At 39.0% G+C, this 14,355-nt stretch carries 14 protein-coding genes and 1 pseudogene; 7 read left to right on the top strand and 8 right to left on the bottom strand.

Annotated features, from left to right (window positions below):
- The first annotated feature begins 10 nt into the window (after positions 1–10).
- From MLC44_RS11445 to MLC44_RS11465, 5 genes are all read left to right on the top strand, one after another.
- Entirely contained in the window at positions 11–919 is a 909-nt protein-coding gene (locus tag MLC44_RS11445) for an SAF domain-containing protein (RefSeq protein ID WP_434657409.1), read from the top strand.
- The gene (locus MLC44_RS11450) at positions 909–1,334 is read left to right on the top strand and encodes a hypothetical protein (protein WP_346389629.1); all 426 of its coding nucleotides are present in this window, start codon (positions 909–911) and stop codon (positions 1,332–1,334) included. The genes MLC44_RS11445 and MLC44_RS11450 overlap by 11 nt, the downstream gene beginning before the upstream one ends.
- A gap of 12 nt (positions 1,335–1,346) precedes the next feature.
- The gene (locus MLC44_RS11455; RefSeq protein WP_434657412.1) at positions 1,347–3,107 is read left to right on the top strand and encodes a hypothetical protein; all 1,761 of its coding nucleotides are present in this window, start codon (positions 1,347–1,349) and stop codon (positions 3,105–3,107) included.
- A 94-nt stretch (positions 3,108–3,201) separates the two neighbouring features.
- Entirely contained in the window at positions 3,202–3,396 is a 195-nt protein-coding gene (locus MLC44_RS11460; protein WP_151899535.1) for a hypothetical protein, read from the top strand.
- Positions 3,397–3,591: 195 nt separating this feature from the next.
- Positions 3,592–4,509 (top strand): DUF234 domain-containing protein, encoded by a 918-nt coding sequence (locus MLC44_RS11465; protein ID WP_151899534.1) that lies wholly within the window; start codon positions 3,592–3,594, stop codon positions 4,507–4,509.
- A gap of 9 nt (positions 4,510–4,518) precedes the next feature.
- On the opposite strand, the gene MLC44_RS11470 is transcribed toward MLC44_RS11465, so the two are convergent.
- On the bottom strand, positions 4,519–5,322 hold the full coding sequence (locus MLC44_RS11470; RefSeq protein ID WP_418640690.1) for a J domain-containing protein: 804 nt from the start codon (positions 5,320–5,322) through the stop codon (positions 4,519–4,521).
- A 156-nt stretch (positions 5,323–5,478) separates the two neighbouring features.
- On the opposite strand from MLC44_RS11470, the gene purF reads away from it, so the two are divergent.
- Together purF and MLC44_RS11480 are read left to right on the top strand one after the other, a co-directional pair.
- Positions 5,479–6,834 (top strand): amidophosphoribosyltransferase, encoded by a 1,356-nt coding sequence (gene purF / locus MLC44_RS11475; RefSeq protein WP_418640691.1) that lies wholly within the window; start codon positions 5,479–5,481, stop codon positions 6,832–6,834.
- On the top strand, positions 6,834–7,793 hold the full coding sequence (locus tag MLC44_RS11480; protein WP_151899531.1) for a TIGR01212 family radical SAM protein: 960 nt from the start codon (positions 6,834–6,836) through the stop codon (positions 7,791–7,793). The genes purF and MLC44_RS11480 overlap by 1 nt, the downstream gene beginning before the upstream one ends.
- Here MLC44_RS11480 and MLC44_RS11485 read toward each other — a convergent pair.
- The 7 genes and pseudogenes from MLC44_RS11485 to MLC44_RS11515 form a co-directional block, all read right to left on the bottom strand.
- Positions 7,790–8,338, bottom strand: coding sequence for a DUF2393 family protein (locus MLC44_RS11485; protein WP_434657415.1), 549 nt, complete (start codon positions 8,336–8,338; stop codon positions 7,790–7,792). The two genes, MLC44_RS11480 and MLC44_RS11485, sit on opposite strands and share 4 nt — an antisense overlap.
- A complete protein-coding gene (locus MLC44_RS11490; protein ID WP_434580355.1) occupies positions 8,335–8,847 on the bottom strand; it encodes a DUF2393 domain-containing protein in 513 nt (170 codons plus the stop codon). Before MLC44_RS11490 ends, MLC44_RS11485 begins: the two co-directional genes overlap by 4 nt.
- Before the next feature lie 7 nt (positions 8,848–8,854).
- The gene (hisIE, locus tag MLC44_RS11495; RefSeq protein WP_151899528.1) at positions 8,855–9,535 is read right to left on the bottom strand and encodes a bifunctional phosphoribosyl-AMP cyclohydrolase/phosphoribosyl-ATP diphosphatase HisIE; all 681 of its coding nucleotides are present in this window, start codon (positions 9,533–9,535) and stop codon (positions 8,855–8,857) included.
- A gap of 2 nt (positions 9,536–9,537) precedes the next feature.
- Positions 9,538–10,621 (bottom strand): annotated as a pseudogene (locus MLC44_RS11500) (prohibitin family protein).
- A 253-nt stretch (positions 10,622–10,874) separates the two neighbouring features.
- Positions 10,875–11,804, bottom strand: coding sequence for a branched-chain amino acid transaminase (locus tag MLC44_RS11505; RefSeq protein WP_418640696.1), 930 nt, complete (start codon positions 11,802–11,804; stop codon positions 10,875–10,877).
- Positions 11,805–11,855: 51 nt separating this feature from the next.
- Entirely contained in the window at positions 11,856–12,836 is a 981-nt protein-coding gene (locus tag MLC44_RS11510; protein WP_151899525.1) for a fatty acid desaturase family protein, read from the bottom strand.
- A gap of 143 nt (positions 12,837–12,979) precedes the next feature.
- Positions 12,980–14,308: a hypothetical protein gene (locus MLC44_RS11515; protein WP_434657417.1), complete on the bottom strand. Its 1,329-nt coding sequence runs from the start codon at positions 14,306–14,308 to the stop codon at positions 12,980–12,982.
- Positions 14,309–14,355 lie beyond the last annotated feature (47 nt).

Here is a 14,355-nt window from a genome sequence, read left to right on the forward strand (position 1 = left end):
AGGGAGTAATATGAAAAACAGAAAAACAAGAATAATCATGGGAATAATGGTCGGACTGGTGCTTTTTAGCTCCTCCGTAGCACTGCTTCTATACCTCAAACAGGGAAAGACAAAAGAGCACAAGGAAGCAGAAGTTGAAGTTTTTGTTGCGGCAAAAAACATACACAAAGGGGATGTTATTAATGCAGATTCACTTAAAAAAGCAAATCTTGCCAAAAGCTATATCAGCTTTACTCCTTTGACAGATACAGAAATTATAGGCCGATATGCCAATGTAGATATCTACAAAGGTGAGCCTATTCGTCCTGAAAAGATTGTTGCGATACCGCCAAAAACCGAGCAGGAAGTAGAGGCGAAAAAGCAAAAGAAAAAAGAAAAACAGGTACAGCCTCAAAAGACAGAAGCACCACAGCAGGTCACCAAAGACACACTCTCAGTCGCACTCTCTCTTTTTAGAAACCAGGACACATCTCTGCGTTCGGGAGATTTTGTAGATATAGCCTGTGCCATTCCTTCTGCAAACAAAAAAACTCCAGATCTCTTTTATACAAAATATGTCGCTTTACATGTAAAGATAGATACCTTTGTCATCAACGGGAACAGACAGACAAAACTTCTCAGTTACAATGAAAAGCAAATGCTTACCAAGGCAGATACTGTCATATTCCAAATGGCACCAAAAGAGATTAAAAACTTTTTGGCGTATTACTATAAAACACAGGCGCTTAACAGTAAGCGAGTCTATAATCTTCACAACTACGGAGGGCAGTTATGGATGATAAAAACACCCAAAGAGATCAACGTCAAGCTGCAAAAACAAAAAGAACTTCTCCTTGTAGACAAAAAAATGTTTAAAAAACAGAGAAAAAAACAGAGAAAAAAACATGTACAAAGAGTGAAAATATCCTATGAAAACTAAACACAATTTTCGCAATGCCTTCGGTATGGGTCAAATCATGGCGATGCTGCTTGTTGTTCTACCGACTTTGGCATTTATCATAACACTGATGACAGACTACTGGAGTGTAATGCAAGAGGATTACAAACTCAAACTCATAGCCAATCAGACCTCTACCGTACTTGACAGCGAACAGGATCTCAGAAGCAATACTCTCAATGCAACACTCGATACAGAAGTAGGAAGCAGACTGTGTCCAAAAGGAACAACCATAAGCTTTTCTGCTCCGGCCGATGCAACCTTGCCTGGTCAGGTCATTGTAACCATAAAATATACCCATAACGGTCACTATTTTAAAAACAAAACCTTAAGTACACAGATGCAAACCTATTCGTATCATGATCAAAACATATCAATCACCGGCACCTGCCAATAAAAAGGGGAAAAAATGAAAAAAATACTACTATATCTTGGAATCTGTCTGCATCTTTTTGCAAACGACATTCTTGTCTTTAACAATGAGTACCAGGTCCTACCCTTGCAAAAAAAGATCAAAAAACTCATTGTCGGTAACAGAGAAAATATTAACGTTTCTCTTTTGGAGAGTACGGCAAAAGGAAGTTTGCTTAAAATATTTGGTAAAAAAACAGGCAACACCTCTATTCTTATCATTTACAGGGACAACTCCATAGAAAATTATCATGTCTATGTGAATGAGAATCTCGGCTATATTCAAAAAATGATCAATATTATTGAACCGAATCTTTCACTCAGCATGGTCGGTAACGACTCTGCCGTCATCACCGGTGTATTTAAAGATCCGCATGACAAAAAAAGAATTTATGAGATTTTGAAAAAAGGCGGTGTAGATACAGACAAACTGATGGATTTGACAAAAACACGCAGAGTCAACAAAATGATTCGTACAAAACTCTACCTCATTGCCGTAGACAACCAAAGAGCAAAAGATTTGGGTGGTGTTACCGGACTGGGATTTTTCAACAAATATGTCAATGCAACAGCCAATGCGGGTGCTGCAAACTCTGCAACATTCAGCGGTTTTTTACTTGACAACCTGGGAAATTTTACAACAGCAACCGGAAAATCCGTTCTTGCTACACTCAATTTTTTACAGACAAAAGGGGTTGCCAATATACTTGATGACACGGTGCTCATTACAACAGAAGACAAAAATGCAACCTTTCGCGTAGGCGGGGAGCTTTATATCCCGACAGGTATTATACAAAACACAGGAACGGCACCCACCATTCAGGTGACAGAAAAAGAGTATGGTCTCAAACTTACACTCACAAGCAAATTTATGCAGACAGAGGGCTATATGCACATCAATGTAGATATTCAAGACAGTGCCATAGACCCTAACCCTGCCAATAATGTTGCTCTTGGAACCGGCATCTCCATTCCCTCTTTTATCAGTAAAAACATTCAGACTAATGTGGTTGTAAAATCTGAGCAGGTTATAGCCCTGGGTGGTCGCCTGCACAGTGAAAATTCCAAAAGTGAAGAAAAAATCCCTTTGTTTGGAGATATTCCTTTACTGGGCGAGCTTTTCAAGCATAAAGTTGAAAATTTAAACACAACTGATTTGATCTTTTTACTTGTCCCTGAGATTGTGGATGCCAATGAAGAGATAGATGACACTGACTTTTACAAAAATTTTAAAGCGCAAAGTACTGTTTTTCATGCAAAGGTGACTGACACTCCGAAAAAAATTCCCGATACAGAGCAAAACACTACAGAAACGGCACCATCAGAAGTATCACATATTTCATTTCCCGCTCCGATTATAATAGATGAAGAAGAAAGTCTGCAAACTCCACCGGAAGAGAATGCCAAACAACAGACACAACAGACACAACAGAAGATAGCACAAAAAACACAAAAAGCAGCACAAAAGACACATGAACTTACAATGACAATGCCAAAGAAGAAAGAAACAGCAGTAAAAAAAGAGACAAAACCTTCTCTGCAAACCTATGCTGTCAATGCGAAAAAGATATTTCTCAGAGAAAAACCTGTAAATGGAAAGCGTGTTAATGTTTGGAAAGAAGGGCATAAGTTTACATCAGACATCTCCAAAACAGTCAACGGTGCAAGCTGGTTAAAAGTAAAACAGGACTGTTACCGTACATGTAAAGATCTGAATGCAAGTGTATGGATTTCACAAAAATACACAAAAACACTATAAGCTAGGTTAATAATTGGTTTAAGCAAATATTATTTGCTTTTCTTATATAAAAGTGATATACTTATCACAACTTTATCACAAAGAAGGAGAGAATATGATCAAAAATCTATTCAAACGTATTAAGTCACAAAAAGGTATGAGCGGAGTTTTAGTTGCTCTTTTATTAGTAATCGTCGGTGTTGGACTGGTAGCGGGATTAAATACTTACATGTCAAGTGCAAAAACTAACATACTAAACGTAGTTGATGCAAATTTAAGTAGTGCTGGTGTTGCTACCCCAACTCGTTAATTAGATTTTAATCATATAATTTCGGAATCTAACTTTTGGTTTTCAACACCACAAAGCCCGCACTACAGAAAAAAATTTAGTTTTTTTCTAAGTCATGCTTTAGCATAGAAAGTACGGGTTCCGAAAAGCCGTTTACAAACCTCACAGTTATAACTTAAATAATACATGTAGTCTAAAATATGTTACAATTAACATATGACAAATGTAAAACTTCTTGAGCAGTTTCGCTCTTTTTATTTTAAAAACTACCCAGATGATATGGAGACGCAGATCTCCTACTTCGCAGTATTTGGCGGACTTGACTGGGAAATTGACACGACAAAGCCTATTGAAGAATTACTCCGGCTGCTTGTATTGGACAATTTTGAAGCTATAGATGCACAGATGAGAGAACTCACTCTCAACAATACCCTCAACCGTAAACTTCTCAAAGCCCTTGCAACAGGAGACAGACGTATCTTTTCTGCCTTTAACAAAGCCGGACTCAACAATGCCAACGGCGGAGCAGCACTCAATTTTTTGCAGGAAAAAGGCCTGATTCAACTGGAATATTCACGGGAAGAGCATCCTAGAGACAAATATCCAAACACAAAGCTAAAAAGAGAAGAGGCACGCCACCGCATATCACACAAAGTCCTTTTTACCCACCCTTTTGTCAGGTTCTGGTTTTACTTTGTCATACCCCATATCAAAGAGATTGAGGCACAGAAATATGATGCCTTTTTCAAAGATTTTACCCTGCGCCACAACAGTTATACCAGCCTGGTATACGAAGAACTCTCCGAAGTCCTGCTGAACTATCATCTTCGTGACGCACATATACGCAGCAGCGGCAGCTACTGGGATGCAAAAATAGAAATAGACATTCTGACCATCACACAAAACGGCCGTATCTATGTCGGAGAATGCAAATGGACAAACCACATCATCAACAAAAAAGAGCTGCATAAAATACGGGACAAATGCCAGAAACTCGGGATTGAACCGACCCAAATCGTTTTGTTCTCAAAACGGGGATTTTCAAAAGAACTCACCCAGCTCAGCGGTGCAGGTCTGGCACTTTACAGCAGCGAGGACTTTCAGGCACTGCTTAAAAAACGCTCTCTCAAGTAAAAAGTATAATTAACTGACAACACGCAGTGCCTGGTACGCTTCTTGCAGCAGCTGAAATTTTTGTGTGTAATGTTCTACCAGATAAGGACTTTCATGAAAAATTTTGTCCGGATGATAAACTTTTGTCAGTTTTTTATAGCTTTTTTTCAAAGCATCCTGCGAAGCACCGATCGGACATTCTAAAATCGTATAAAAATGTTTTTTCTCTTCATCAAAAGAGGCTTTGCATAAATCTCCGAAAGAAAAATTTGCAAAATCCGAGTAGAGTTTGGACATAAAATGATTGTCATAGGTATACTGAATCTGATAATGCAAGATATGACGCTTGTTTAAAGCACGTTCCAGCCTTGCTTTTGACCTAAAATCACTGACATCCACCACCAAAGAAATATCTGTTCCCCGCTCCACATACACTTCAAGCTGTGAGCGCATATAGTTGAGCACCCATGAATTCGGACTGTCCAGTGAAATAAGCACCGTATCTTTATCATATGCATAGAGATGTACTTTTATAGTTTCAGGCTCTTCCATCCTGTTGAGTTCTATTTTAATCGGCTGATTGCCAAACTTTAACATGGAACGTAAGAAAAATTCATGATTGAAATCATGTGTTTTCGCATGAAACTCACTTAACTCTCTTATGAAATTCTCTCTGACCTGCGTTAATGACTGATTTTGAAATACAAGTACAGCTTTAGGTAAAAAGAGCATACCACGGGCATGATGATTTAAAAATTCTCTCATCCAACTTGTATTTAAGGTATCAAACCCTGTAGTGATAAGAATAAGATTATTGCGCAAAACAATTTCCATATATCCTACCTTTTTTGAAAATATATAATTTATAGCAAAAACAGTTCCACTTTGAAAATAAATTATATCTATTAATTAAGACAGCTTTGAGAATATTTATAGATATTTTGAGTATAATTGCATCATAATTTAATTACAACTTATCAAGGAAAAAAATTGCGCGAAAATATGAATGAAAAGTGTGCTGTTGTTGGGATTTTTGGTCATAAAGAGGCTTCAAAGTTAGCCTACTTTTCTCTTCATTCTCTCCAACACCGCGGACAGGAAGCAGCAGGTATCAGCTCATCTGACGGAGAAAAACTCCATACTATCAAAGATCGCGGACTTGTCATGAGCGTCTTTAACGAAGACAAACTTGCTACTTTAAGCGGATCAAGCGCTATAGGCCACACCCGCTACTCCACAGCGGGAAATGATTCCATTCTTGATGCACAGCCTGTATTTGCAAGATACGATTTGGGTGAGATGGCAATTGTTCACAACGGTAACCTTACAAATGCTGATGAAGTACGTGCCAGACTGATCAAACGCGGTGCAATTTTTCAGACATTTATGGACACTGAAAATCTTATTCATCTTATCGCCAAAAGTGAGCAGGACAAACTTCTAGACAGAATTATAGATGCTGTTCAAAAAATAGAAGGTGCTTTTTCTCTTGTCTTTTTAAGCAGAACCAAAATGTTCGCTATGCGTGACCGTTTCGGATTTCGACCTTTAAGTCTTGGGCGTTTGGCCAACGGCGGCTATATTGTGGCAAGTGAAACCTGTGCCTTTGATCTTGTGGGGGCTACTTTTGTCCGTGATGTGGAACCGGGAGAACTTCTGATTTTTGAAGAAGGCAAAGCCCCTCAAAGTGTAAAAATCTTTGAACCGACACCAAAACACTGTATCTTTGAATATGTCTATTTTGCCCGTCCTGACTCTTCTGTCTTCGGACAATCTGTATATGAATGCAGAAAAGAGATGGGAAAAGAGCTGGCAAAAATTCAGCCTGTTGAAGCCGATTTGGTTATCCCTGTGCCTGATGGTGGTGTACCTGCTGCAATCGGTTATGCACAGGAGAGTGGAATTCCCTATGAAATGGGAATTATGCGCAATCACTACATAGGGCGTACCTTTATAGAACCGACACAGGAGATGCGTGATTTAAAAGTGAAGATGAAACTCTCTCCTATGACAGACATTATCAAAGGCAAAAGAGTTGTCGTTATAGATGACTCTATAGTCAGAGGTACAACTTCAAGAAGAATCATCAGAATGCTGAAAGAAGCAGGAGCAAAAGAAGTCCATATGCGTGTCTCTTCTCCTCCGACTACCGATCCGTGTTTCTACGGTGTTGATACACCAAGCAAAGAGAATTTAATCGCTGCAAATATGGGTGTGCAGGAAATTTGTGATTTTATAGAAGCCGACTCTTTGGCCTATCTGGATGAAGCATCACTCTTAAGAAGTGTGAATGCGACACAGGATATCTACTGTACAGCCTGTTTTACTGGAAAATATATCGTTTAATGGAACAAATTTATACATACGGTAATTATTTAAAAAACAAATTTGGTGTAAAAGTACACAAGGTTGGCATCAATATTTCCGGCTTCACCTGCCCGAATATTGATGGAACCGTGGCCAAAGGAGGCTGTACATTTTGCGAAAATGACTCTTTTTCAGCCAGTACTGATGCCGTTGTGGAGCTCAAAGGATTTCACTTAAATCTTGAATCAAAAGAGAATCCTTTTTTGCAAAAACAACTCAAACAGCTTGAACTGCAGTTTGATGCCATATCAAAACGCCAGAAAAGAGAGTATGGCGCAAAAAAATTTCTTGTATACTTTCAATCATTTACCAATACCTATGCCCCTTTTGAAACCCTCAAAGCACTCTATGAAAAAGCGCTCTCTTTTGAGAACGTGGTAGGGTTAAGCATTGGTACACGTTCTGACAGCATCACAGAAGAGACACTTGCCTACCTCTCAGGCCTTGCCAAAGATAAAGAGATCTGGATTGAATTTGGCATTCAGTCTGTATATGATGAAACACTGGAAAAAATCAACCGTGGGCATGACAGCGAAAATGTTAAGGAGTGGATTATCAAATCAAAAGAGGCAGGTCTGAATGTTTGCGGGCACCTTATCTTTGGTCTTCCGGGAGAAACGCAGGAGATGATGCTTGAGACCTCCAAAGCCGCTTATTCATGGGGAATTGATTCTGTAAAATATCACCCTCTGTATGTTGTAAAACGCACTGCCTTGGCAAATGAATTTAACCGTGGAGAGTTTACCCCAATCAGTGAGCAGGAATATCTTGATGTGCTTGTAAAATCTCTTCTGATGAAACCCAAAAATGTCAATGTCCAAAGAGTGACAGCAGGCATTGATGATGATTCCCTCTTAGCTCCAAAATGGTGCCGCAACAAGAACCAACAGATAAAAAATATTAACGCCGCACTTAAAAAAGTCGGTCTAAAGTATTAATGCCCGTATGCTTTTGCAAATTCCGCAGTACTTCTGAAATAGGGCGGATATCTGAAGTATACTCTAAATGCCTTTGCCTGACCGGGTTTGAGATTTCTGGCAACAACAAACTTTTTCGTAACGGTTTGCGGTTTGCGTGATCCCATTCCAAAACCTCCGGAAAAAAAGTCCATAAAACCGCTGGGTTTATAAAAATTCCCGCCTTTTACATTTCCTGTTGCATGCCCTTTGTTGACCAGTTTTATTTCAAAAGTCACTTTTCCTACAGGAAATTTTCCGACATTTCTAACAATACCGTAATAGGCTATCTCTTCCGTGCTCAAGAGCCTTTTGTTGTGCAGTTTTTCCAACTGCACCTTTTTCGTATACTTATCAACAATTATAACAGAAAAAACAGCCATAAAAACAGTCACCAAAATAATAGAAAATATCATAGAATAGACTAGTTTTTTGTTTTTTTGTTTCACTGCACTCACTATACCGGCAATACTCAGTAAAAAGATTACAAAGAAAACTATATAATGCCAGTAATTAAAGAGTGTCATTTACAATTTCCCTCCAGAGATACATTATAGTCTTTTTTATATGCAAACGGTTCTATGATAATTTTAAACTCTCTTGTTTGCCCTTGTGCTATATCAGGTTCTAGAATCGACATTTTTTGAAATGGTTTTAATCGTAAAAGATAGTTTTTGTACTTGTTCTTTGTAACCCTGTAGACTTTTGCAGTGATTTTACACTCGGAAAAATCGAATTTGGATTCATTTGTGATACTTCCTTTAACCACCAAAGCCTCCACAAAATGAAGTCTTTTTTGCGAAAGCAACTGGACAGAATTTTTAAAAAGATATTTGTGCATCTCGATATAACCAAGCGTAGGACCGAGAAGAAGTATTGCAAATCCAAAAAGAACAAAAAAGATCGCAAGAATTATCTTTTTTCGAAGGAGAAGTGCAAGAATAATAAAAAGAAGAAAAAGAAGAAATGACATACCAAAAAGGATATAATCATACGTTATTAATCCATGAATAAATGCCAACAGCTTCTCTTTCATATTTTACTTACTCTTTTCTTGCGTTTTTTTCAGCGATGCCACTCATGTCAAATCTACGGGCAAGCTCCTGTTTTATTCTGTCTGGTGATATATTTTTAGAAGCGAGCGCCACAAGCATATGGTAGGTCAAATCTGCCGCTTCATACACCATCTCTTTCTCATCATTGTCTTTATGTGCAAAACAGTATTCACCGGCTTCTTCAACAACTTTTTTCAAAATTGTATTTTCCCCTTTGCTTAAGAGTTTTGCCGTCCATGAAGTGGCAGGGTCTGCACTCTTTCGCTCTTGAATCGTATGATAGAGTGTATCAATAACACCGTATGCAGCCTCGGTATTTACCTCAACTTCAGAAGTAATCTCACCGCTTTGCAGCTCTGTAAAAAAACATGATTTTCTCCCGGTATGACAGGCTACTCCGTTTTGATTGACTTTTATCAGGAGCGTATCATTGTCACAGTCAATAAAAAAAGAGACGATTTCCTGCGTATGTCCGCTGCTTTCGCCTTTTTTCCATATACGCTGTTTGCTTCTTGAAAAGTAGTGTGCCTGCTTTGTTTTGAGTGAAAGTTCCAAAGCCTCTTTATTCATGTAGGCCATCATCAGCACTTCATTGGTCGTGTTGTCCTGGACAATGACAGGCAGAAGCTCCTGCTTCTCCCAATCTACTCTATTGACTATTTCCTGCATGCTTATCGTGCCGTCGTTCTTTGCTGAATATTTTTTGTATCAACCCAGATATTTGGTGTTGAACCGCCCGGTGTCAAGAATATTTTTGCATCTTTGTTGACTCTGAGTGCATCATTAAACTTGTTTTGTACTTTCATCTGTTCAAGCTGTAAAAGCTTCGTTGTCAATGATTTTGCAATTAAAATATTTGCTTTGGCATTGGCATCTGCTTCAATTGTCACAGCATCTGCTTTACCCTGTGCTTCAATTCTTGCTTTTTCAGCGATACCGCGAGCTTCTGCGGCACGTTTGAGTGCTTCTTGTTTCGCACGCTGTACTTCCTGTTCTGCCTGTTGAACTTGTTGTTTAGCCAGTTGTACTCTCTCAATCTGTGCTTTTACTTTTTCCGGCAACATAATATCACGAAGCTGGATTGACTGCAGGATTACCGGAGAGTTTTTCAGACTTTTGATACTTTCTCGTATGCCGTCTTCTATCGCAGTTGCAATTGTATTACGCATAACAGGAATAGATTCGGCATCATACTTTCCTACGACATTACGCACAACATCACGAACAACAGGATTGATTATTTTGTCTTCCCAGCTGAATCCCCAGTTTGAGATCGTCTGTGCGGCAAACTGTGCATTGAGTCTGTACTGAACAGTCAGTTCAATCGAGACAGGCAGACCACGTTTGTCAAGCACTGTAATGGCAGGCTTTGAAATAATCCCCGAAGCATTTGAATTTGTTTCTACACGTGATGCATAGTTGATAATACGGACCTTCGTATCCACCGTATATACTTTTTGAATCACAGGAATAATAAAATGCAGTCCCGGAAGCAGTGCCTGGTCCTGATACTTTCCGTTTGTACTTAAGATACCCCGTTCACCCTCTTGAATAATAATAAACGGCTTTGCCAACAAGCATCACAGCAACAGCAATCAAGAAATATGTCAGTGCTGCTTTTCCCCCGCCAAAATTAAAATTCAAATTCGGCATCTGAGGTCCTTTTGGACCACTGCCACCGCCTGAGTTAGAGTTATTAAATCCTCCGCCTTCACTTTTCTTCTTGTTAAAATAGTCATTCATATCTGATGCCATTGTATTCCTTTTTTTACTTTTTAAATTTTCCTGCCATTCTCAGCCCGGACTAAAGTACGGGTCCCGAAAAAACCGCTTAACTGAAGGGCATTGACCCTAAAGAATGGGTTCCAATACAGGCTGTTTCCCGGAACCGGTACTTCAGTGCCGGCTATTGCAACTTTCTGGCACTTTCAGCCCGGACTACAGAAAAAAATTTAGTTTTTTTCTAAGTCATGCTTCAGTATTGAAAGTCTGGGTTCCGAAAGTCTTCTTAATTGATCTCATCCACATAGGTAAGATAATGCTCATATTTTTTATTTCGACCAAATACAATGTCAAAATACCCGCTCTGAATAATTGCCGTTATCTCTCCGCGGGAGCCTCTGCCTATCTCTCTGGCATCAACCAAAGCAACCGGTGTGATTTCTGCAGCCGTTCCTGTCAAAAATGCCTCATCCGCCACATAGACTTCTTCTCTTGTGATACGGCGTCGAGTCACTTTGTATCCAAGGTCTTCAGCCATTTCAATGACAGTTTTTTGTGTGATGGAAGCTAAGGCGTTATCACTTGGCGGTGTAATAATCTCCCCGTCTTTTATCATGAAAAACGAGGCCCCGCTTGCTTCTGCAACATAACCTTCATCATCCAGAAGCAAGGCTTCATCATATCCGCAGTCAATCGCTTCATATTTTGCCATTTGGGAGTTCAAATAGTTTGCAGTGGCTTTGGCTTTTCCCATATTGGATGTGTTTGCCGGTCTTGTCATGGAGACAATTTTCAGACGAATGCCTTTACGCATACCCTCTTCCCCAAGGTAAGCACCCCATTCCCAGGCGGCAACGGCTGTTTCAACCGGTGCGTCTTTGTGGTAAAGCCCCATAATACCATAGCCTAAAAACGAAAAAGGACGAAGATAGACATTGTCCCCGGTAAATTCATTTCTTCGGATGAGTTCGATCTGTGCAATGTTTAACTCTTCAACAGTATAAGGAATATTAATCAGTGTCATTTTTGCCGACTCTTTGAGTCTTTTGGTATGATCATTCAAACGAAATATTGCATACCCTCTGTCAGTTTTATAAGCTTTTGTTCCTTCAATTACACCGTTTCCATAGTGAATTGTATGTGTGAGTACATGTACCTTTGCATCTTCCCATGCAACAAATTTTCCATTCATCCAAATATATTTGGCTGCGTCCATTAAAATCTCCAAATTGTTAATTGGTGATATTTTATCTAAATTGCTATTTACCTAATAGGATTTGAGTACATTGTTTATCTGTACATACGCCTGCAGCGGTGTTGTTTCAAAATAGGCAATACCCTTTTTCTGTGCAAATTCCTTTGTCATTTTTTGGATTTTCAGCAGATTGAACCTGGGTGCTTTTGGGAAAAGATGATGCTCTATCTGGGTATTTAATCCTCCGTAAAACCAGTGTACAAATTTCCCGCCTTTTAAAGAGCGTGAGGTACGCATCTGCAACTCCATCCATGAAAGTTTTTCGCCCACTTCTTTGTCAAATACTTCACAGCCAAGATGGTTTGTTATAAAACCAAATGCCAGCCAGACAGAAAGTGTAAGATTCAGTGTCAGGTAAACAGTAAATGCTTGAGTCAGAGGTAAAAAATAAAAAACGCTTCCCCAGATTACAGGCCAGTGCAAAAGCATCAATCCAAGCTCACCCCATTTTTTACGTTTTATTACAAAATTATAAGACTGTACAATAAAAGCAGGATACATAAAGAACATAGCACCCCAAAAAACAAGATATTTGCTCTTGCGAAGCCATGTTTTGTTGCCTTTGTTGTTTGTAAATGCTCCATCAAATGCCAATATGTCAACATCTTTTTGGACAATATTGCACCAGGTATGATGGTTGACATTGTGTTTGAAATCCCACCAGGAAGAGGAGTTCGAAAGGATAAACGCTGAAAACGGATAGCTCAGTTTAAAAGACAGACGCTTGTTTTTAAAATACTGTGTATGCAAAATATCATGCGACACAAAAACGGCACGCGTAAAAACCAGAGACATAAACAGACCAAGACCTACAGCTGCTGCAAAAGAATTGTCAATGAGATTTTTGTGATAAAAAAGTATCACATAAACAATTCCCATACTTAAAAGTATCGCTGTCATTTCAAGGCTTCCTCTCACAGGAACACGTTCTAAAAGACCTAAAGCACGGACTTTTGATTTTAATTCATCAAAATCATACGAAGATTTCGTCATTTTTACTCACTTTGTTAAAATTTATTTATTATAACATAAAATGAAATTTGTGATTTTAAAAAAATAGAAAATAGAAAGAAGTTACATGTAAAGCGGTGATGCTTTACATGTAAAAAAGGAGAAATGAAATTTGAAATCTGTTTTTAGAAGAACCACTGAGAAGTAACTTTTATTCTGCGTTCTTTCTCGTTTCCTATGTTTGCACCATATTTGTCTTCCTGGAATGTCAATCCGGCTTTGATTGAGTTCCCCATTAAATACCAGTTTACACCGGCTATTTTGGATGTCAAATCGTAACCGTCCAAATCTTTAAATTTGTCCCAAGACTCATATCTGACAAAGGGAGCAACAAAACCATAGTCTGCAAAAACATATTCACCGGTTGCATACCAGCCGTTGGATTTTCCTCTTGTCGTACTCGCCCAGTCTTTTGCAACACCGTCAAAGTCAAAATATTCTGCTTGAACAAAAGCACCTTTGTAGTGTGCTGACATTTCAAGATTTAACAGTTTGTGATCCACTGAAGTATTTACTCCGCCTGTTGTTGTGTACTGAATATCAGGACTTACCCAGTAACCGGCACCCACTTCAAAGTGCTTTCCCTGCCCAAAGTAACTTTCAGTTCTTTTTTTCTCTTCCCAGCCGTCAAACGGAGAAAGAACAATTTTACCGCCATAAAAGAAGTTCTTCTGCATAAAATTACTGCCGCCAAAAGTTGCACCCGAAGCATCATGAAGTTTTCCAGAGTAGACACCGTCACCTATAGCCACCTGGTAGTGTACTTTCTTGTTCCAGTTACCGTAAATTTGTGCATTTGTACCACGACGGTTATGGGTAATATACTGTGCCGCTTCATCCGCTACATGAGGACGGTCAAAGTGTAGCACGCGCGCTGATTTTACCGTTTCGGTACGGGAGACATCAATTTTTGCACGGAAAAGTTTAAAGTTGACCAGTGACGAACCAAAAGGTTTTTTGATTTTTACATAGGCATCACCGACATTGAATGACTGCTCTCCCTTGTCTTTATAGTTCGCTTTGTCATTTCGTACATCCATTGTAAAAGAAGCATACTTGTTAAAACCCGCTGCCACTTCAAAACGAACGCGTCTCAAATAAGCATCATAATAACTTGTTGTCGCACCTGTTGCCAAATCTTCCACACTTCTGTTTTCAAATGTACCCTGAATACGCACACCTGCTTTGAGCCACATATCAGGATTGTCCTGTGCAACAAATTTCATATTAATATGCGTCTGCTTGCCTAATAAAAAGTTTGGAGATTTCTTGTCTACTATAGTAATATTTTGTTTTGTATTTCCAAGACTGTTTGTATCCAACAGTGTTCTGTCCGGTGCAGGCTGTGTAAATACTTGTCCGTTAGCATCTTGATACAGTTTGATTTCATTAGCATTTACAGCAACTGAACTGAGGGTTAAAGCAGCTAAGGCTGATAAAACGATTTTATTCATTTTTGAATTCCTTTTTGTTTTGTTGGCGGAAGTATAAAATATCCAGG

Source organism: Sulfurimonas sp. NW9 (assembly GCF_051132275.1).
Taxonomy (GTDB): domain Bacteria; phylum Campylobacterota; class Campylobacteria; order Campylobacterales; family Sulfurimonadaceae; genus Sulfurimonas; species Sulfurimonas hydrogeniphila.